At 70.6% G+C, this 19,410-nt stretch carries 21 protein-coding genes and 1 riboswitch; of the genes, 7 read left to right on the top strand and 14 right to left on the bottom strand.

The genetic code is table 11. The features are described 5' to 3' along the window. The 4 genes from EV699_RS12025 to EV699_RS12010 all read left to right on the top strand — a co-directional run bounded on the left by EV699_RS12025 (position 1) and on the right by EV699_RS12010 (position 4,031). Positions 1–1,350 carry a GAF domain-containing protein gene (locus EV699_RS12025; RefSeq protein WP_132543000.1) on the top strand — a complete coding sequence of 450 codons (1,350 nt, stop codon included), beginning with the start codon at positions 1–3 and terminating at the stop codon, positions 1,348–1,350. 141 nt (positions 1,351–1,491) lie between these two features. After that, on the top strand, positions 1,492–2,454 hold the full coding sequence (locus tag EV699_RS12020; protein ID WP_132542998.1) for a thiamine pyrophosphate-dependent dehydrogenase E1 component subunit alpha: 963 nt from the start codon (positions 1,492–1,494) through the stop codon (positions 2,452–2,454). Positions 2,455–2,466: 12 nt separating this feature from the next. Continuing rightward, positions 2,467–3,423, top strand: a complete 957-nt coding sequence (locus EV699_RS12015) for an alpha-ketoacid dehydrogenase subunit beta (RefSeq protein ID WP_132542996.1) — start codon at positions 2,467–2,469, stop codon at positions 3,421–3,423. 38 nt (positions 3,424–3,461) lie between these two features. Beyond that, a complete protein-coding gene (locus EV699_RS12010; RefSeq protein ID WP_132542994.1) occupies positions 3,462–4,031 on the top strand; it encodes a c-type cytochrome in 570 nt (189 codons plus the stop codon). A 12-nt stretch (positions 4,032–4,043) separates the two neighbouring features. On the opposite strand, the gene EV699_RS12005 is transcribed toward EV699_RS12010, so the two are convergent. From EV699_RS12005 to EV699_RS11995, 3 genes are all read right to left on the bottom strand, one after another. After that, positions 4,044–4,811 (bottom strand): hypothetical protein, encoded by a 768-nt coding sequence (locus EV699_RS12005; protein WP_132542991.1) that lies wholly within the window; start codon positions 4,809–4,811, stop codon positions 4,044–4,046. Between the two features lie 50 nt (positions 4,812–4,861). Beyond that, complete coding sequence (locus EV699_RS12000; protein ID WP_132542989.1) at positions 4,862–5,620, bottom strand: hypothetical protein; 759 nt, start codon at positions 5,618–5,620, stop codon at positions 4,862–4,864. A 66-nt stretch (positions 5,621–5,686) separates the two neighbouring features. Continuing rightward, positions 5,687–7,090 (bottom strand): adenosylmethionine--8-amino-7-oxononanoate transaminase, encoded by a 1,404-nt coding sequence (locus EV699_RS11995; RefSeq protein ID WP_132542987.1) that lies wholly within the window; start codon positions 7,088–7,090, stop codon positions 5,687–5,689. 129 nt (positions 7,091–7,219) lie between these two features. Between EV699_RS11995 and EV699_RS11990 the strand changes: the two genes are divergently transcribed. Beyond that, positions 7,220–7,801, top strand: coding sequence for a hypothetical protein (locus EV699_RS11990; protein WP_132542985.1), 582 nt, complete (start codon positions 7,220–7,222; stop codon positions 7,799–7,801). A gap of 50 nt (positions 7,802–7,851) precedes the next feature. Here EV699_RS11990 and EV699_RS11985 read toward each other — a convergent pair whose 3' ends face one another. The 4 genes from EV699_RS11985 to ahcY form a co-directional block, all read right to left on the bottom strand. Continuing rightward, positions 7,852–8,532, bottom strand: a complete 681-nt coding sequence (locus tag EV699_RS11985) for a hypothetical protein (protein ID WP_132542983.1) — start codon at positions 8,530–8,532, stop codon at positions 7,852–7,854. A gap of 105 nt (positions 8,533–8,637) precedes the next feature. Next, positions 8,638–9,204, bottom strand: a complete 567-nt coding sequence (locus tag EV699_RS11980; protein ID WP_132542981.1) for a DUF4136 domain-containing protein — start codon at positions 9,202–9,204, stop codon at positions 8,638–8,640. Positions 9,205–9,299: 95 nt separating this feature from the next. After that, positions 9,300–10,136, bottom strand: a complete 837-nt coding sequence (gene metF, locus EV699_RS11975; RefSeq protein WP_132542979.1) for a methylenetetrahydrofolate reductase [NAD(P)H] — start codon at positions 10,134–10,136, stop codon at positions 9,300–9,302. Between the two features lie 202 nt (positions 10,137–10,338). Beyond that, positions 10,339–11,754, bottom strand: coding sequence for an adenosylhomocysteinase (ahcY, locus tag EV699_RS11970; protein ID WP_132542977.1), 1,416 nt, complete (start codon positions 11,752–11,754; stop codon positions 10,339–10,341). A 70-nt stretch (positions 11,755–11,824) separates the two neighbouring features. Beyond that, positions 11,825–11,895, bottom strand: a riboswitch (S-adenosyl-L-homocysteine riboswitch). 466 nt (positions 11,896–12,361) lie between these two features. Between ahcY and EV699_RS20225 the strand changes: the two genes are divergently transcribed. Together EV699_RS20225 and EV699_RS11960 are read left to right on the top strand one after the other, a co-directional pair. Next, a complete protein-coding gene (locus EV699_RS20225) occupies positions 12,362–12,904 on the top strand; it encodes a hypothetical protein (RefSeq protein ID WP_243662650.1) in 543 nt (180 codons plus the stop codon). A gap of 502 nt (positions 12,905–13,406) precedes the next feature. After that, positions 13,407–14,063, top strand: coding sequence for a hypothetical protein (locus tag EV699_RS11960; RefSeq protein ID WP_132542975.1), 657 nt, complete (start codon positions 13,407–13,409; stop codon positions 14,061–14,063). Positions 14,064–14,164: 101 nt separating this feature from the next. Here EV699_RS11960 and EV699_RS11955 read toward each other — a convergent pair whose 3' ends face one another. The 7 genes from EV699_RS11955 to EV699_RS11930 form a co-directional block, all read right to left on the bottom strand. Beyond that, positions 14,165–15,208, bottom strand: a complete 1,044-nt coding sequence (locus tag EV699_RS11955) for an alpha/beta fold hydrolase (RefSeq protein WP_132542973.1) — start codon at positions 15,206–15,208, stop codon at positions 14,165–14,167. A gap of 160 nt (positions 15,209–15,368) precedes the next feature. Next, on the bottom strand, positions 15,369–15,902 hold the full coding sequence (locus tag EV699_RS11950; RefSeq protein ID WP_132542971.1) for an SRPBCC family protein: 534 nt from the start codon (positions 15,900–15,902) through the stop codon (positions 15,369–15,371). Continuing rightward, positions 15,899–16,267, bottom strand: coding sequence for an ArsR/SmtB family transcription factor (locus EV699_RS11945; protein ID WP_132543098.1), 369 nt, complete (start codon positions 16,265–16,267; stop codon positions 15,899–15,901). Before EV699_RS11945 ends, EV699_RS11950 begins: the two co-directional genes overlap by 4 nt. Positions 16,268–16,426: 159 nt before the next feature. Further along, on the bottom strand, positions 16,427–16,594 hold the full coding sequence (locus EV699_RS19960) for a hypothetical protein (protein WP_165904116.1): 168 nt from the start codon (positions 16,592–16,594) through the stop codon (positions 16,427–16,429). A gap of 5 nt (positions 16,595–16,599) precedes the next feature. Further along, a complete protein-coding gene (locus EV699_RS11940; protein WP_132542969.1) occupies positions 16,600–17,106 on the bottom strand; it encodes a GlcG/HbpS family heme-binding protein in 507 nt (168 codons plus the stop codon). Positions 17,107–17,220: 114 nt separating this feature from the next. Then, a complete protein-coding gene (locus tag EV699_RS11935) occupies positions 17,221–17,847 on the bottom strand; it encodes a response regulator transcription factor (RefSeq protein WP_132542967.1) in 627 nt (208 codons plus the stop codon). Further along, on the bottom strand, positions 17,844–19,322 hold the full coding sequence (locus tag EV699_RS11930) for a sensor histidine kinase (RefSeq protein ID WP_132542965.1): 1,479 nt from the start codon (positions 19,320–19,322) through the stop codon (positions 17,844–17,846). The genes EV699_RS11935 and EV699_RS11930 overlap by 4 nt, the downstream gene beginning before the upstream one ends. Positions 19,323–19,410 lie beyond the last annotated feature (88 nt).

Raw genomic sequence — 19,410 nt, 5'->3', positions numbered from 1 at the left:
ATGGCGATCCGCATCGATTCGATCCGCGAGTGCCTGGACGGGGTGATCCCGTGCACCATCGCCACCTTCGACGCCGAGGGCATGCCGAACGCCGCCTTCCTGTCGCAGGTGCAGTTCGTCGACCACGAGCACGTGGCGCTGTCGTACCAGTTCTTCAACAAGACGCGCCGCAACGTGCTCGCCAACCCCGACGCCAAGGTGCTGGTGACCAGCCACCTGACGCTCGAGAACTACCTGCTGCACCTGCGCTACCTGCGCACCGAGTCGGCCGGGCCGCTGTTCGAGCAGATGAAGGCCAAGCTCGCCGGCATCGCCTCGCACACCGGCATGAGCGGGGTGTTCCGCCTGCTCGGCGCCGACGTCTACCGCATTCTCGACATCGAGGCGCAGCCCGGCAACACGGTGCCGGCCCCGCCACCGCCGCGCAACGCGCTGACCGCGCTGCGCCGCTGCGCCGAGCGCCTCGACCGCTGCAGCGGGCTCGACGCGCTGCTGCAGGCGGTGCTCGACGCGCTCGAAGCCGAGTTCGACATCCACCACAGCATGCTGCTGCTGCTCGATGCGCCGCGCGGGCAGCTGTACACGCTGGCGAGCCGCGGCTACGCGCCGTCGGGGGTGGGCTCGGAGATCCCGGTGGGGCAGGGGGTGATCGGCGTGGCGGCGCGCGAGCGCACGGCGATCCGCATCGGCCACATGACCACCGAGTACGCCTACGGCCGCACGATCCGCGAGGGGGTGCGCGCCAGCGCGAGCCGCAGCGGCGTGCCCGACGGGCTGGAGACCGAGATCCCGCTGCCGGGGCTGCCGCAGGCGCGCAGCCAGCTCGCGGTGCCGATCGTCGCGCTGCAGCAACTGCTCGGCGTGCTCTACGTCGAGAGCACCGAGGACTCGCGCTTCGGCTACGACGACGAGGACGCGCTGGTCACGCTCGCCGCGCAGCTCGGCGCGGCGATCCACCTGCTGCAGCAGCAGGCCGTCGAGGCCGAGGAGCCGCCGCCGCCGGCCGCGGCGGCGCCGGCGACCGGCGGCGGCGTGGTGAGCGTGCGCTACTACGCCGAGAACGGCAGCGTGTTCCTCGACGGCCACTACCTGATCAAGGGCGTGGCCGGGGCTATCCTGCGCACGCTGCTCGGCGAGTACGTCGAGCACGGCCGCACCGACTTCACCAACAAGGAACTGCGGCTCGACCCGCGCATCGGCCTGCCCGACCTGAGCGACAACCTCGAAGCCCGACTGGTGCTGCTGCAGCGCCGGCTCGACGAGCGCGACGCCTGCATCCGCCTGCTCAAGACCGGCCGCGGCTGCCTGCGCTTGTGCGTGACGCGCCCGCTGCGGCTGCTCGACCTGTAAGGCGCGCCCGCCGCCGGCGGCTTTCTTAAATCTTCCCTCAGCATTTCTTAAGAGATTCGTAAGCCCCCGAAAAAGGCTTACAAGTGTTCGCTGAATTCGGCAGAGTCGGCCCGGCAACGCCCCCACATCGCCGAGGCCCCGATGAAACCGACGCATCCCTACTCCGACCCTGTCGACCAACTGGCGCGCATGCTGCTCGTGCGCGCCTACGAGGACCGCATCGCGGCCCTCGCCGCCGCCGGTCCGTTCCCGGCCTCGTGCCCGAGCGCCGGCCAGGAGGCCGCGGCGGTCGGTGTCGTCAGCGCCCTCGGCGCCGATGACCTGATCCTCACCAACCACCGCAGCGCCGGTCACCTGCTGGCGCGCGGCGCCGATCCCGGCCGCCTGCTGGCCGAGGTGATGGGCCGCGAGACCGGCTACTGCCGCGGCCGCAGCGGCTCGCTGCACATCTCGGCGAAGGAGCTCGGGGTGGTGCTGACCTCGACCATCGTCGGCGGCGAACTCTCGCTCGCCCCGGGCGTGGCGCTGGCGCGCAGCCTGCTCGGGCGCCCCGGCATCGTCACCTGCTTCTTCGGCGACGGCGCGGCCTGCGAGGGCATCTTCCACGAGTCGATCAACCTCGCCTCGGTGTGGAACCTGCCGGTGCTCTTCGTCTGCGAGAACAACGAGTGGCAGGCCTACGTGCACCGTCGCGAGACCATGCTGACCGACAGCATCGCCGCGCACGCCGCCGCCTACGGCGTCGAGGGGCGCAGCGTCGACGGCAACGACGTGGCGGCGGTGCACGCGGCCGCGCTTGCGGCGGCGGCGCAGGTGCGCGCGAGCGGGCGGCCGTTCCTGCTCGAAGCCCGCACCTACCGTGCCCGCGGTCACCTGGAGCCCGACGACCAGAGCCACGTCGACGCCGGCGAACTCGCCCACTGGCAGGCCCGCGATCCGATCGCGCTCGCCCGCGAGCGGCTGATCGCCGCCGGGCAGCTCGACCTGGACGGCTTCGCGCGGCTCGGTGCCGAGGCGCGTGCGCGCATCGACGCGGCCGTCGAGTTCGCCGTCCAGTCCCCGTACCCCGATCCGGCGGAATTGCTCGCCAACGTCTACGCCTGAGGCCCGCCCACCATGTTGACCCTGACCCCCTATGAGGCGATCGACCAGGCCCTCGCCGAGGAAATGCGCCGCGACCCCACCGTGCTGATGTTCGGCGAGGGCGTGGCGACCAAGCGCCGCGCGCTGAGCGACGAGTTCGGCGGCCAGCGCGTGCGCAACACCCCGCTCGCCGAGGCGATCATCGCCGGCACCGCGGTCGGCGCCGCGGCCACCGGGCTGCGCCCGGTCGTCGACCTGCTGTTCGCGCCGTTCCTGTGCTACGCGATGGACGCGATCGTCAACAGCGCCGGCAAGCTGCGCTACGTGTCGGGCGGGCAGTTCGCCTTCCCGCTGGTGACGCTGGCGATGACCGGCGGCGGCTGGGGCGTCGGCGCGCAGCACAACCACAACGTCGAGGCCTGGTTCGTGCACAGCCCCGGCCTGAAGGTGGTGATGCCGAGCGACGCGGCCGACTTCAAGGGCCTGCTGAAGACGGCGATCCGCGACGACAACCCGGTGCTGTTCTTCGTCGACCTCGGCCTGCTGCACACCCCCGGCGAGGTGCCCGCCGGCGAGTTCACCGTGCCGCTCGGCCAGGCCGCGGTGCGCCGCGAAGGCGACGACGTGACCCTGGTCGCCTACGGCAAGAGCGTGGCCGCGTGCCAGCAGGCCGCGCGCACCCTCGCCGAGCAGGGCCGCGCGGCGGAGGTGATCGACCTGCGCACGCTGAAGCCGCTCGACGAGGCGACGATCCTCGCCTCGGTGCGCAAGACCGGGCGCCTGGTGCTGGTGCACGAGGCGAGCCGCCCCTGCGGCGTCGGCGCCGAGATCGCCGCGCTGGTGGCCGAGCAGGCGCACGACGCGCTGAAGGCGCCGATCGTGCGCGTCACCGGCCCCGACGCCCCGGCCCCCGCGAGCTTCGTGCTCGAACAGGCCTTCACCCCGCAGGCCGACGCCATCGTCGCCGCGGTGCAGCGGCTGCTCGGCTGATGCCGCGCCGCGTTTTCACCTTCCACGGGAGCCCCGTCATGACCACTCGCCACACCAGTTCCGTCCGCGCCGCGCTCGCCGCGGCCGTGCTCGCCACCACCCTGCCGCCCGCCGCGGCGCTCGCCGCCGGCGATGCCGCGGCGAGCGCCCGCGGCGCCTACATTGCCACCACCTCCGGCTGCGTTGACTGCCACATGCCGACGGTGATGGGGCCGAAGGGGCCCGAGAAGGCGCTGAGCCTCGGCCTCTCCGGGCACCCGGAAAGCCTGGTGATGGGCACGCCGCCGGCGCTGTCCGGCAACTGGGTGTGGGTCGGCGCGGGCACCGTGACCGCCTTCGCCGGGCCGTGGGGGGTGAGCTACGCCGCCAACCTCACGCCGGACAAGGAGACCGGCATCGGCAACTGGCGCGAGGAGGACTTCGTCGCCGCGCTGCGCAGCGGCCGGCACATGGGCGTGGGCCGCCCGATCATGCCGCCGATGCCGTGGGAGCTGATCGGCAAGATGAGCGACGACGACCTGAAGGCGATCTACGCCTTCCTGCAGTCGCAGCCGCCGGTGCGCAACCGCGTGCCCGACTACCAGCCGCCGGCGGTCGCCGCGCAGTGAGCGCGGTGCCGCTCAGGCACCGGCCGCCGCCGGCGCGCGGCCGGGGCGCGGCGGCGGCGGGAACGGCGTCGTCGGCACCGCGGCGCCGTCGTAGCCGTACTCGAACCACGGCAGTGCCGCCGTCGCCCAGGCCGTCAGCGCCTCGACGAAGGCCGCCTTGCGCGGGTCGCGGCGGACCTGCCCGGGGGTCCACGCGGCGCCCGCGGCGTCGGGGAAGCCGAAGGCTTCGGGGTTGAACTCGTAGCGCGCGACCAGCAGCGCGGTGGTGTCGTAGCGCGTGAAGGTCACCGCGAGCACCGCGGCGGGTGCGCGCGGGCCGCTGAGCTCGGTGAGCGCCGGCGCGCGGCTGCGGATCTCGAGGCAGGACTGGTTGCGGAAGGAGCGGCGCCGGTCGAGCTTGAACAGGCCGTCGTCGCCGCGGCACGGTTCGTCGTTCCACTGGATGCCCGGCTCGCCGTACAGCGAGGCGACCGCCTTGACGCCGCGGCTCAGGCGCCCCGCGGTGAACTCGCCGACGTAGACCGCGCCGAGCGACGGCCCCGGTTCGAGGGCGTCGGCGATGAAGGTGAGGGTGGTCTCACGGCTGGCGAGCAGCCGCCAGTCGCCGGGCGGCAGGTAGACGCGCCGCTCGCCGAGCGCGAAGCTGCCGCTGATGCGGCTGGCGAGCGGCAGCGTGTGCAGGCTCGGCCGCCCGGCCCCCGGCCCCGGCGCGGTGCAGCCCGCAAGCCCCAGCAGCACGCCGAGCGCGCCGCCGAGCCCGACCGCCACCGTCCGGTGCATGTTCGAACCTCCTCGCCACGTTCGCTCGGCGGACTGCGCTGGCGCGGCGCTCAGGAGTGCGCCGGCTGCGGTGCCGGCGGGAACGGCGTCGTCGGTTCGGATTCGCCGTCATAGCCGTACTCGACCCACGGCAGTGCCGCCGTCGCCCAGGCCTTCAGCGCCTCGATGAACGCCGCCTTGCGCGGGTCGCGACGGACCTGCTCGGGCGTCCACGCGGCGCCCGCGGCGTCGGCGAAGCCGTAGGCTTCCGGGTTGAAGTCGTAGTTCACCACCAGCAGGTCCGACATGCCGTAGCGGGTGAACGCCACCGTGATCATGTCGCTGGGGATGTGCACGCCGCCCGCGCGCGCGCCGGCACCGCTGCTGTGGCTGCGGATGTCGATACAGGACTGGTTGCGGAAGGAGCGGCGGTGGTCGAGCCGGAACAGGCCCTCGTCGCCCTTGCACGGCTCGTCGAGCCAGTTGATGCCGGTTCCGGTGGCCTCGGTGGCGGCGACCCGCACACCGCGGTTCAGGCGCCCGGCTGTGACCTCGGCGACGTGGACCAGGTCGAACGATGGCCCGGACTCGCCGCCGTAGGCGACGTACTCGGTGCTGTGCTGCTCGGCGGCGACCAGCGTCCAGTCGCCGGGGGGCAGGTACACGAGCTTGCCGCCGACCGCGAAGCTGTCCGCGAGCTTGCTGCCGGGGCGCTGCGTCATCACGCTGGGCCGCCCCCGGGCCGGCCCCGACGAGGCGCAGCCCGCGAGCCCCAGCAGCACGAGGACGAAACACCAGAGCCACCACACCACTGCCGTCCGGCGCATCATCGCGTCCCCCCCTGCCCGATCCATACCCATCAGGCTAGACCGTGGCGCCGGCGCGTGCCGCGGCGCTCACGCCATCCAGCCGATCCGCCCCGCCGCCGGCACGTCGCCGAACGGGGCGGGGTCGAGCGTGGCGATCTCGATGCCCTCGCGCGCGACCTCGACCATGAAGTCGATCTGCTCCTCGGTGATCACGTACGGCGGCATGAAGTAGATCACGTTGCCGAGCGGGCGCAGCAGCGCGCCGCGCATGAGCGCGTGGCGGTAGACGGCGAGGCCGCGCCGCTCCTGCCACGGGTAGGGCTCGCGCGTGGCCTTGTCGCGCACCATCTCGATCGCCAGGATCATGCCGGTCTGGCGCACGTCGGCGACGTGCGGGTGCTCGCGCAGCGGCGCGGCGGCGCGGCCCATGTGCGTGGCGAGGCGGCGGTTGCGGGCGAGCACCTCGTCGTCGTCGAACAGCGCCAGCGTGGCGAGCGCGGCGCGCGCGGCGAGCGCGTTGCCGGTGTAGCTGTGCGAGTGCAGGAAGGCCTTGAGCGTCTCGTAGTCGTCGTAGAAGGCCTGGTACACGTCCTCGCGCGTCAGCACCACGCTCATCGGCAGGTAGCCGCCGGTCAGGCCCTTCGACAGGCACAGGAAGTCGGGCGTGATCCCGGCCTGCTCGCACGCGAACAGCGTGCCGGTGCGGCCGAAGCCGACCGCGATCTCGTCGGCGATCAGGTGCACGCCGAAGCGGTCGCAGGCGGCGCGGGCGAGGCGCAGGTACTCGGGGTGGTGCATGCGCATGCCGCCGGCGCACTGCACCAGCGGCTCGACGATCAGCGCGGCGATGTCCTCGCTGTGCGTGGCGAGCACGGCTTCGAGCGCGGCGGCGGCACGGCGGGCGACGTCGACGGCACTCTCGCCGGGGGCCGCGAGGTAGGCGTCGGGCGAGGGCACGGTGATCGCGTCGTGGATCAGCGGCGCGTAGGTCTCCTTGAACAGGCGCACGTCGCCGACCGCGAGCGCGCCCAGGGTCTCGCCGTGGTAGCTGTTGGCGAGGGTGACGAAGCGGCGCTTGTCGGGCCGGCCGCTGACGTTCAGCCAGTAGTGGAAGCTCATCTTCAGCGCCGCCTCGATCGCGCTCGAGCCGTTGTCGCACCAGAACGCGCGCGCCAGCCCGTGCGGTGCGCGGGCGACGAGCTTTTCCGACAGCGCGACGATCGGCTCGTGCGAGAAGCCGGCGAGGATCACGTGCTCGAGGCGGTCGAGCTGGTCCTTCAGCGCGGCGTTGATGCGCGGGTGGGCATGGCCGAACAGGTTGGTCCACCACGAGCTGATGGCGTCGAGGTAGCGCTTGCCGTCGCAGTCGTACAGCCACACGCCCTCGCCGCGCGCGATCGGCACCAGCGGCAGCCATTCGTGGTCCTTCATCTGCGTGCACGGGTGCCAGAGCACGGCGAGGTCACGGGCGATCAGTTCGGCGTTGGTCATGCGGGTCTCCGGCGTGAGGGGCGAAGCTGCGCTGGCTCAATGGCGGCGGCGGGCGCGGACGCGTATCGTGCGCGCGGCCCCCGCGGGCTGCACCTTTCCAGACAACTATCCGAAAGCAAGGAATTCATCATGCTCAAGCGTAACGCCACGCTCTGCGCCTCGGCCGTGCTGCTGCTCGCCCTCGCCGGCTGCGCCAGCACCGAGCCGCCGCCGAAGCCCGAGATGACCAAGGTCAACGCCGTGCAGACCGAGGCCACGGTGACCGCGATCGACCAGAAGAAGCGCATGGTCACGCTGAAGTTCGAGGACGGCCACAGCACGACCTTCAAGGCTGGCCCCGAAGTGCGCAACCTGGCGCAGGTGCGCAAGGGTGACACCGTGCGCACCTCGTACTACGAGTCGCTCGCGGTGCGTGTCGAGAAGGCCGCCCCCGGCGCCAAGCCGAGCGAGAAGGTCACCAGCGACACCGCCCGCGCCCCGCTCGGCGAGATGCCGGCCGGCGTCGTCACCAACTACGTCGACGTGACCGCGCAGGTCACCGCGCTCGACCGCAGCCGTGCGCTGGCAACGCTGAAGGGCCCGCGCGGCAACCTCGTCGACGTCAAGGTGCGTGACCCGTCCACTCTCGACAACGTCAAGGTCGGCGACATGGTCAACGTGACCTACACCGAGTCGCTCGCGATCGAAGTCGAGCGCACCGCGAAGAAGTAAGCGCGGGCAGCCGGCGCGGGGCGGTGTGCATGCCACCCGCGCCGCGCGCCTCAGAAGCCGTAGCCGACGCCGATCGACACCGCGGTACCCGAGTGGCCGGGGTAGTGGTAGTAGCCCGCGCTTCCCCACGGCCGGCCGTAGTAGTACGGCCAGTAGCCCGGGCGGTAGTACGGCCAGTAACCGCCGTAGTAGTCGTCGTAGTAGTAGCGATCCTGCCAGTAGCGCTCCGCCTGCGCGCGGCGCTCGGCCTGGATGCGCGCCTGCTGCTCGCTCCAGCGCCCCTGCCAGGCGTCGTTGTAGGCGTCGGCGGTGCTCTGCCGGCGCCGCGCGTACTCGCCGTAGCTGATGCGCGCCGCGATCAGTTCGCCGTCGAGCCCGCGGTTGGCGGCCAGGTAGCGCGTGTCGAGCTCGCTCATCGCCTCGGTCGACCAGTTCTTCGCCGCCTGCTGCTCGGCGGCCAAGCAGTCCAGGCGCTGCGCCGACCAGTTCTGCAGCAATGCACGCTCGCGCTTGCCCGGGCGGCTGCCGAGCTTCTGCATCGCCGGGGTCTGCTCGGCGAGGTTGTCGAGCGCGACCTTGCCGCGCAGCGGCGCGAACTCCGGGGTGCTCGAAAAACCGCCGCAGCCGGGCGGCGGGATGTAGGCCGTGGGCTGCATCGGCGCCGTCTGCGGCGTGGCGCAGGCGGCGAGCAGCGCGAGCAGCGCGAGGGCGGGCAGGCTACGGGCACGCATGGAATTCCTCCCGGATGGGGTGGGCGGTTGCCGGCCGGCACCGCCGCGACGCGCGGCCTCGGCGCCGCGCCGTTCGAACGGCCACGCCGGGCGCCGGCAGCCCGGCTACTGCGCCACCGCCGCCGAACCGGCGCGGAACGGGTAGCGCGCGAACATCTCGCCGACCACGTGGTCGATCGCCTCCTGGCTGGTCGACTCGGGCACCGAGCGCACCTCGCCGACGCTGACACCTTCCCACACCACCTGCCGGGTGCGCGCATCGATCAGGTCGACGTTGAGCGTGCCCTCGGTGTACTGGTAGACGTCGCTGCCCCAGCCGTAGCCCGGCCACATGCGGTAATAGCTGCCGTAGCCGTAGTACGGCGCTGCCGGCATCACCTCGATGCGTTCGTCGAGCCGGGCGATGAAGTTCACCAGCAGGTCGGGGGCGCTGGCAGCGTAGACATAGCCGCGGGCGTCGAGTTGCGCGCGCGTCGCGCGGCTCAGGCGTTCGGTCAGCAGGCTGCGGTAGCCCGGCTTGTCGGTGCCGAGCGGTGCCAGGAAGCCGTAGCTGCGGTAGCGTGAGAAGTCGGCGGCGCGATCGTAGTCGGCCCGGATCACCGGGTTGCTTGCGCAGGCGGCGAGCAGCAGGGCGAGGAGGGCGGTGGCGAGCAGGACGATCGGGCTGCGCATGGTCTCGGCCTGGGTGGAGCCGCCGCGGCGACGGCGGCGCGCGGGCGGGGCGGCGCCGCGGCCCGTGCGCCGGCCGTGGCCGGCGCCCCGCCGGATCAGTGGACCAGGCCCAGGCGGTCGCAGATCGCGAGCACCGCGGCGCTCTGGTTCATCGTGTAGAAGTGTAGTCCCGGCGCCCCGCCGGCAAGCAGCCGCTCGCACAGCGCGGTGACCACGTCGAGCCCGAAGGCGCGGATTGCGTCGCGGTCGTCGCCGAAGCTCTCCAGCCGCCGCCGCACCCAGCGCGGGATCTCGGCGCCGCAGGCATCCGAGAAGCGCGCGAGCTGCACGAAGTTGGTGATCGGCATGATGCCCGGCACCACCGGCACGCCGATGCCGATGCGCGCGCAGTCGTCGAGGAAGCGGAAGTAGGCGTCGGCGTTGTAGAAGTACTGCGTGATCGCGCCGTCGGCGCCGGCCTCGACCTTGCGCCTGAAATGCTCGAGGTCCTTCGCCGGGTTGGTCGCCTGCGGATGGTATTCCGGGTAGGCCGCCACCTCGATGTGGAAGTGCGAACCGGTCTCGGCGCGGATGAACGCGACCAGTTCGTTGGCGTGGCTGAACTCGCCGGGGTCGAGCATCCCCGAGGGCATGTCGCCGCGCAGCGCGACGATGCGGTGGATGCCGTGCCCGCGGTAGAGCTCGAGGATCGCGCGCACGCCGTCGCGGGTCGAGGCCACGCAGGTCAGGTGTGGCGCGGCGTCGCAGCCACCTTCCTCCTGCATCTTGATCACCGCCTCGAAGGTGCGGTTGCGCGTCGAGCCGCCGGCGCCGTAGGTCACCGAGAAGAACGCCGGGCGCAGCGCCCGCAGCGCCTGGCGCACCTCGCACAGCTTCTCCGCGCCCTCGTCAGTGTTGGGCGGGAAGAACTCACAGCTCAGTTCGAAGTTCATCGGTCGTGTTCCGTGGGTTTGGATACGTCGGCCCTGCATGGCGACGCTGTGTCGGGTCGGGAGCTGGCGGCGACGGTCGGCGGTACGACGGCGGGCATCGGCTCCGATCGATGCGGAGAGCACGCGCACGAACGCGTACGCCGGCCCGGCGGTGACCCCGGCACGCGCGCCGGAGTCACCGCCGCCGGGCGGTCGGGCGTCCTCAGTAGCGGTAGTTCTCGGGCTTGAACGGGCCGTCGGCCGCGACGTTGATGTACGCCGCCTGCTTCTCGGTGAGCCGCGTCAGCTTCGCGCCGATGCGCCCGAGGTGCAGGCGCGCGACCTTCTCGTCGAGGTGCTTGGGCAGCACGTAGACCTGGTTGGCGTACTGCCCGCCGCGGGTGAACAGCTCGATCTGCGCCAGCGTCTGGTTGGTGAAGGAGTTGCTCATCACGAAGCTCGGGTGGCCGGTCGCGCAGCCCAGGTTCACCAGCCGGCCCTCGGCGAGCAGGATGATGCGCTTGCCGTCCGGGAACACGACATGGTCGACCTGCGGCTTGATGTTCTCCCAGCGGTGCTGCTTCAGGCCGGCCACGTCGATCTCGGAGTCGAAGTGGCCGATGTTGCACACGATCGCCTGGTGCTTCATCGCCGCCATGTGCTCGTGCGTGATCACGTCGACGTTGCCGGTCGCGGTCACGAAGATGTCGGCGAGCGGCGCGGCCTCGTCCATCGTCACCACGCGGTAGCCTTCCATCGCCGCCTGCAGCGCGCAGATCGGGTCGATCTCGGTCACCCACACCGTCGCGCCCAGCCCGCGCAGGCTCTGCGCACAGCCCTTGCCGACATCGCCGTAGCCGGCGATCACGGCGATCTTGCCGGCGATCATCACGTCGGTGCCGCGCTTGATGCCGTCCACCAGCGACTCGCGGCAACCGTAGAGGTTGTCGAACTTCGACTTGGTCACCGAATCGTTGACGTTGATCGCCGGGAACGGCAGCTCGCCGCGCGCCGCCATCTGGTACAGGCGGTGCACGCCGGTGGTGGTCTCCTCGGTGACGCCGCGGATGTTCGCCTTCACGCGCGAGTAGAAGGTCGGGTCCTGCGCCAGCCGCGCGCGGATTGCACCGAACAGCACCGTCTCCTCCTCGCAGGTCGGCGTCGCGATCACCGACGGATCGCGCTCGGCCTTCGCGCCCAGGATCACCAGCAGCGTCGCGTCGCCGCCGTCGTCGAGGATCATGTTCGGCGTGCCGCCGTCGTGCCATTCGAGGATGCGGTGGGTGAACGCCCAGTACTCCTCCAGCGACTCGCCCTTGAACGCGAACACCGGCACGCCGTCGGCGGCGATCGCCGCGGCGGCGTGGTCCTGGGTCGAGAAGATGTTGCACGAGGCCCAGCGCACCTCGGCGCCGAGCGCGGTCAGCGTCTCGATCAGCACCGCGGTCTGGATCGTCATGTGCAGCGAGCCGGCGATGCGCGCGCCCTTCAGCGGCTGCGCGGCGGCGTACTCGGCGCGGATCGCCATCAGGCCGGGCATCTCGGTCTCGGCGATGGCGATCTCCTTGCGGCCCCAGCCGGCAAGGCCGATGTCGGCGACGTGGAAATCGATGAAAGTCTTGGCAGCCACAGCGTTCATGGATCGCTCCTAAAGCGTGTGGCCGGGAGGGATGCCGCTCACCCGCCGCATCCCGTGCCCGGCACGGGGATGGAGGTGAGCGCCGTTCGAAACGATTCCGAGCCTGGCGGGCGGGTGCCCGTTGCAGCGCTCCTCGGTACGCCGCGGATGCTACTCCGGCGGGCGCGGAGGGGGAAGGGGAGGGGTGGGCATGGCAGGTATGGGGTCTTGCATCGGTCTCCAATACGGATGCGCCGTCACCGGTGACGGTAGGGACGTGGTGCGCCGGCGCGGTCCTGTTCCGCTGACCGCTCGCCGGCACATGCCGATGGCGTGCTTCGTCCCCTGGACGTCACAGCAATGCGTCGATCGGGTTGCGCCCCCCCTGCACCGCGTTGCAGGACGTGGGTATGGGAGCAGATGGATCGTCACAATAAAAAATAGCGCGGCGATCCGTCTGCCTAACGCACGAAAAATTCCCGGACTCAGCCTTGCCAAGCGACTGATCAGTCGCTACTTTTCGGTGAATCTCCCGCGACCGCGGACGTGTTTAGGCGGCCGACAGGTCGCCTACTTATAGTTAGCCGTCAGATGAAGTTTTGCCGCGCGTCACCCAAGAGCTGAGCGGATGATCGAATCAACGTATTGGCGTCAGGAGCTGCGCGCAGAGTTGGCGTGGCTCAAGAGGCATCGCAAATACCGCAGATGGTCGGAAAAGCAGCTTGTGCTCTACGAGCGTCGCCTGATGCTAGTGGCGTTCCAGGTGCGCTCCTTACTTGAGCGACCGAAAGTGAACGATCGTGTTCGGAACGCACGAATGCCGGTAATCCGATACAAGAAAATCGGGCTTAAACCTTTCACGTATGTTGGCCCAGGATTCCCAGAAGATCGATTCGATCTTGCAAATCCTGAGCCTTCAGAACTTGGCGTCCTCGATGTTTGCAACCAGCTCATCCACTATTACTGGATGCAAACATGGTCTGAAGGTACGGCCTTCAAAGGTATGCTTGTCTTCTCCGATTTCATGCGCCACAAGTGGGCATATGAGTTCTTGATTGACGACCTTGTAAGCCTCTTTAGCACTTTTGCCAATGACTCCTCGGCAGTCACTGAAATGAGTTTCCATTGGAACGAGAAGGAGCAAGACTATGTGGCTCACTATGCGCGTTGAGTTGACGGCTAACAATTCGTATATGGACTCCTCCGTAAATCAAGACAGATCGTGTTTTTGACTTTCCGGGGCGCATCACCTGCAGTCGTATGTCCGGCATCTGTGGTGGGTTCTGAATGACCCGTGCCGACATGGAATCTGCCCGCGATGCGCCAATCGTTACAAGCGGCTGCTGGAGAGCCGGAAGAGTTATCGGCGTCAATCGCTGTTCCAGCGGACCGTCAAAAAGCTGCGCTTTTTGCTGTCCGTTGAATTCGCACATTGAGGCTATAAAAAGCCCCTGCCCACCTCGTTGGACCCAATGCCTCCGGCATAATTGGCACCCCTTCCGGAGCTTCGCAATGCCCCGTTCCACTTGGCCGATGGGGGGTTGGCTCTTTACCGCACCACGCCGGTAAATCGTAAGCCGGCACGCTATGAAGATGTGCCCAGCGCCGCCCTGCGCTACGCTTGCGGCTCCCTGCAACAACGCTGCATCGCGCCATGCGAACGAGGGTCAGTCATGAAATGGGGGAACCTGTTCCTGATCAAGCTTTGCCCGGACAAGGTGATCAACGAGTCCGCGGAGGTGTACCGGGAGTGGGAACAGGTGCCCGATGCGCGGAAATGGTCGGACCCGGCTGCGGACGGGTGGCAGGAGCTCTACCGCGGCTGCTTCAACCAGTCGGGCATTCCGCGGCCGACGCTGGCCGACAAGCTGATGATCATCGCCCACGGCTCGACGACGCACGTCGGCGTGGAGAGCAGTGCCCTGGAAACGCCGGGCGGCCAGGGCTTCGATGCGCATGAACTGGTGGACTGGCTGGTGCGCTGGGGGATTACCGAGGTCGGCCTGATTTCGTTCAAGTGCTGCTACGTCGGCGCCGGCCATTTCCTCGAGGATTTCGTCAGGCATTCGGCGCAGAAGCTGCGCGTGGGCTGGGTCAAGGGCTACAAGGGCGTCGCCAGCACCATCAAGCGGGACTGGATCGATACGAAATTCATCGGCGGCGTCGTCGGCAAGCCGTACGAGAGCATCGGCCGCGAGGGCGGCGTGCTGGCCGGGGTGGGGCTGCCGCTCTACGGCAATGACCGCTTCAAGATCGTGCCGGGCAATGCAGCGGTGGACAAATTGAATTCGCGCTACCTGCTGGCGCAGTTCCGCGAAACGGGTGACTGACCCGGCGAATGCCGCCGCTCGTGTCATCCGGCGGCTCGGCCGGGCCGGCCGGCCGCCTCGGCGGCAGCGTTGTCCTCGCCCGGATTCTCGCCGTCCCGGCATCACTCGTCGAACGCCTTCAGAACGGCCCCGAGGGCCGTTACGAAACGCTCGGGCTCTTCGAAGGGAATGTGGTGTGCCGAGTGCTCGAACCAGATCAGCCGTTTCGCCGGCGCTGAAAGGCCTTCGACGTAATCGGCCGCCTGTTGCGCGTCGAGCTGCCTGTCGTAGCGGCCGAGCATGAACACGACGGGGACCGCGATCGACGTCAGCTGCCTGCCGAGATCGAGCGCGTTGAGTTCGTCCTGCATGGCGGCGAGCGAGACTTCATTGGCGCGGATGTAGGACGGGATGTCCCACGGCGCGATATAGCCGCTGGCGATGCCGGCGATCACGGCCCAGGTGAAACTCGGCCGCCGATGGAAGTAGCCGCCATAGCGGTCGACGAGGGCCTGGAGGCGCAATTCGTCCGCTGCGGCAAGGGGCGGTTCACCGATCGCGCGCAGGCGTTCGAGCGCCTCGTGGTCGCCGCGTTCGGCGGCCCTGGCGCGCGCGAAGGCGTACTGGCCCTGCTGCGCGCGCAGACCGGAGACGAGCGGATTCACTCCGACGACGACGGCAACCTTGCCGGGATGCCGCTGCGCGTAGAGCAGGCCGAGCGCGGAGCCCCAGGAATGGCCGACGAGCGCGAGCCGGCGCTTGCCGTAGCGGGCGCGCAGCCGGTCGACGATGCGGTCGAGGTCGCCGAGATGGCGCTCGATGCTCAGTTGCGTCGGATCGGCCTCGGGGTCGTACGACAGCCCCGCGCCGCGCTGGTCCCAGTAGGCGACGAGAAACCCGTCCTCGAGCGCCGCGTCATAGAGCCGGAACAGCGGCGTCTGCGCACCGCCGGGGCCGCCGTGGAGCCAGAGCAGCAGCGGCGCGTCGCAGCGCCGGCCGCGGACCAGCAGGTAAAGGCTGGCATCCCCGGCGGAGACCTGCTGCGTGTCGTCGATCGCGTTCCCGGCGCACGCGAAGGGGAGCCGCTCCGTCGCATGGCAGGCACCGAGCATCAGCGCGATGCAGGCGACGAGCGGGCGGAGGCGGGCGGACCGGTCGGGCTTCATCACGGCTTCAAGAGTACGCCACGCTCCCCGTTCCCTGTCGGGAAAGCCGATAGCCTGGTTTCGGCGGGGCCCGTAAGGCTCGCATGGCTTTCATCCTCCGCGTGCCGGGAGGTCGACGCAGGCCCCGCCCGTCGGTCCGGGCGGGGCCTTTACTGGCGCGTTATTCCGGCAGCCGCCGCTCGTACACCTGCCTGAGGTGGTTCCAGCCGTCCCAGAAGGGTTCGGGTTCCTCGCCGGTGGCGCGTGCGACCAGGAGGTCGAGATGCACGTGCCAGCCGGCCGCAACGCCGAGCTGGGTCGCGCGATCGGGCAGGCGGCGATGGGTGACGGTGAGCAGCACCTCGTCGTCCTGCCGTTCCAGCTCGAAGGTGACGTCGCCGCTGCCTTCCCAGGTGAAGGAGAGCCTGCGTGGCGGATCGCACTCGGTGATCCGGCTCTGCATCCGGTGCTCGACAGAGAAGCCGGCCGGCCGCTCACCCGGCGGGTCGGTCAGCTCGTCGTTGCGCCAGATGAATTCGACGGGCGCGCCGACCTTCATCTCCATCCTCCCCGCCGCCAGCCATTGGCGACGCAGTTCACCATCGGTGAGATAGGCCCAGATGCGCTCGATGGGGCCGGGCAGCAGGCGCTGGATCGTCAGCGTGGCCGGTTCGGTCAGCACGCCATAGGCATTGGGCGTCGCGAGGTCGTTCATGGGGCGTCTCCTGCTGGCGGGGCGGGTGAAGGGCCGGCGTCTTCCTCGCGGAGCAGCCGCTCCAGCGTATCCAGGCGCGCGGTCCAGAAGCGCTCGTAGAAACTCAGCCACTCGTGAGCGCTGGCGAGCGGTCCGGGATCGAGGCGGCAGACATGGGTGCGGCCGCGCACTTCGCGCCGGATCAGCCCGGCCTTCTCCAGCACCTTGATGTGCTTGGAGGCGGCCGCGAGCGACATCGCGAAGGGTTCGGCCAGCTGGCCGACCGTGCGTTCGCCACCGGCGAGTTCGCGCAGCATCCGCCGGCGCGTCGCGTCGCCGAGGGCGTGGAAGACGGCATCCATCTGCGGCATCTCATGTTCAACCATGTGGTTAAGCATAAGCGCGTGACGCGATGTAGTCAACCATCTGGTTGAATATTTGTTCGCGGGGGGCTCGGCGCTGGAAGGGGGTTCGCGATGCGGCGGGTGCACGGGCGGGTCGTGCGGTGATGTGCCGCACTCCTCGCGGCGGTGGAGTGCAGCGGCTCAGCGTGCGCCCGCCTGTTGCTGCGGCAGGTCGCCGCGCCGGGCCGCCAGGCGCAGGCCCTGGCGGGCCCGCAGCCCGGCCGCCTGCGGCGCCACCCGTGCGGTGGCGCTGCCGACCGCCGCGGTGCCGGGCAGCCACGCGAGCGCCCAGGCGGTACGCGGCGTCATCGCGCTCAGCCGCCCAGCTGGCCCTTGGCCTTGTCGATCGCGGCGTTGGCGCACTGGTCGTCGAGGTGGCCGCCCGGCGCGCCGCCGACGCCGACCGCGCCGATCACCTCGTTGCCGGCCTTGATCGGCACGCCGCCGCCGAGCAGCAGGAAGCCCGGCAGGTACACGAGGTTGGCCGCGCCCGGGTTCTTCTGCGCGCTTTCCATCATGGCCTGCGTCGGGGCCTTGGCCGAGGCCGAGGTCCAGGCCTTGCGCTCGCTCGACGCCAGCGTGTGCGGGCCGGCGTTGTCGGCGCGCTGCACCGCGCGCACGACGCCGGCGCGGTCGACCACCGTGGCCGCCACCGCATAGCCGTTGGCGGCGCAGGCCGCGACGGCGCCCGCGGCGATCTGGTTGGCGAGTTCGAGCGAGATGTTCTTCTCGGTGCGCACGGCCGCGTTCTCGGCCTGGGCGGTGACGGCGGCAGCGGCGAGCACGACGGCGAGGCCGCCGGCACGGAGGGTCGGGTGCATGGGGTTCTCCGGTGGTTGATCGGTGGCGCCGGCCCCTGGCCGACGGCGTCCCCACTGTAGGAAAGGGCCGCCGGTGCGGGCCATTCGTACGGCTACGCGCGCGCTTCCGTAGAACTACGGAGCGGCCTCGTCCACCAGCGCCGCGTAGCGGCGGATCAACTGTGCCAGCGAGTCGCAGCCGAGCTTGGCGAACAGGCTGGCCCGGTGCGATTCGACGGTGCGCGGCGACAGCGCCAGCGCCCGTGCGATCTCCTTGTTGGTGAAGCCGCCGACGATGTAGCCGAGCACCTCGCGCTCGCGCTCGGAGAGCTGCGCATGGCGCTCGCGCGCCGCCTGGTCGGCCTGCGTGCGCTCGCGCGAGCGCACGTGCTGGCGCACCGCGTGCTGCAGGGCTTCGAGCAGCTGTTCGTCCTCGACCGGCTTTTCCAGGAACTCCGCCGCGCCGGCCTTGAAGGCGCGCCGGCACATCTCCACGGTGCCGTGGCCGGTGAGCATGATGACCGGCTGGTCCACGCCCTGCGCGACCAGCGTGTCGAGCACCGTCAGGCCGCTCAGGCCCGGCATGCGCACGTCGAGCACGATGGCGCCGATGGTGCGACGGTCGAAGCCGTCCAGGAAGGCCTGCGGGTCGGCCCAGGTCTGCACGCGCAGGCCGACGGTGCCGATCAGCAGCGCCAGGCTCGCGCGCACCGCCTCGTCGTCGTCGACCAAGTGCACCAGCGGCGACAGCGGTTCGCTCATGGCGTGGCATTCCTCCCGGCCAGCGGCAATTCCAGTTCGAAGCAGGCGCCGTGCGCCTGGCCGGGACGGGCGCGCAGCGCGCCGCCCATCTCGCCGGCCAGCGTCTCGCACAGGCTCAGGCCCAGGCCGAGGCCACCCGCGCGCGTGCTGAAGAAGGGCTCGAAGAGTTTCGGCAGCAGCTCGGGCGCGATGCCGACGCCGCTGTCGCTCAGGCGCAGCGTGCCGGTGTCCGCGCCGGCGCTGGCGTCGATGGCGATGCGCCGCTGCGGCGGCGGCACCTCCTCCAGCGCCTGCAGCGCGTTCATCAGCAGGTTGTGGACGATCTGCTCCAGCGCCACCGGGTCGGCCAGCACGCGCACCGGTGCCTGCGCGGCCGCGTCGAAGCGCACCGCGACGCCGCGCTTCGCGCACTCGGGCTCGAGCAGGTGCAGCGCGGCGTGCACGGCCTCCTGCAGCACCACCGGCTGCACGCCGCCACCGGGACGCTCGACGGCGCGACGCAGCCGGCCCACCACCTCGGCGGCCCGGCGCGCCTGCGTGACCGCCTGCCCCATCGCGCTGCGCGCGGTGTCGAGGTCGGGTTCGTCGTCGTCGAGCAGGCGCCTCGCGGCCTGGGTGTTGGCGAGCACCGCGGTCAGCGGCTGGTTGAGCTCGTGCGCCATGCCCGCGGCCAGCTCGCCCAGCGCATTGAGGCGCGCGACCTGGCCCAGGCGCAGCAGCTCCTCGGCGCGCCGGCGCGCGGTGCGCTGGCGCTGCAGCGCGCGGCCGCCCCCCAGCAGCGCGGCCACGGCCAGCGCCCAGGCGGCGATGCGGCCCCAGGGCAGGTCGGCGACGGTGATGCCGCGGGAGGCGACCAGGTCGAGGTTCTGGCTCTCCGAGGCTAGGGTCTTGCGCATGCCGAAGCGCCAGCGGCCTTCGGCCGCGCGCCCCGGCTGGATGACGAAGCGCTGGTCGCCGTGTTCCAGCGCCACGCGCACCGGGCTCTGCGCCGGGTCCATCGGCCAGTCGCGCCAGGGCACGGTGGCGGCGAGGTCGATGTCCAGCGCGTAGCTGGTGGGCTCGGCGCCGATGACCAGTTGATAGCGCCCGGCCGGCAGGTCCAGCGTGGCCAGCGCGGGGTGGTGGCTGGCGCGGGAGCGGGTTTCGGCCGCCGCCAGGGCCGCGGCATGCGCGGCGTCGCTCCAGTCCGCGCCGTGCTCGCGCCGCTGCACGGCGAGGATCGAGGGGTAGACGGAGGACAGGCGCTGCTCGGGCCGGGCGTTCGTGGCGCCGCTGTCCAGCAGCGCCAGCGTGACCAGCACCGCGTCGTGCTGCACCACCTGCTGGCTCAGCAGCCGGTGGGCGATGCGCGCCTCGGTGTCGAATGCGTCGCGCAGCCGCAGCAGCTCGCCCTGCGCCAGCCAGGCCGCGCCGGCCAGCGTGAGCCCCAGCCACGCCAGCCACCAGGCACCTCGCGTACGCAGCCATCGTTTCATGGCGCGGATTGTGGGTGTGCCGGGCTGGCGCGCCAAGCCCGCCGGCCCGGAACGCCGCCTGCAAGGCGTTGAAACATTTCCGCAAGGT

Source organism: Plasticicumulans lactativorans (assembly GCF_004341245.1).
GTDB lineage: Bacteria > Pseudomonadota > Gammaproteobacteria > Competibacterales > Competibacteraceae > Plasticicumulans_A > Plasticicumulans_A lactativorans.
Note: the sequence above shows the minus strand (reverse complement) of the source record. Positions and strands in the feature narration are given on the sequence as shown.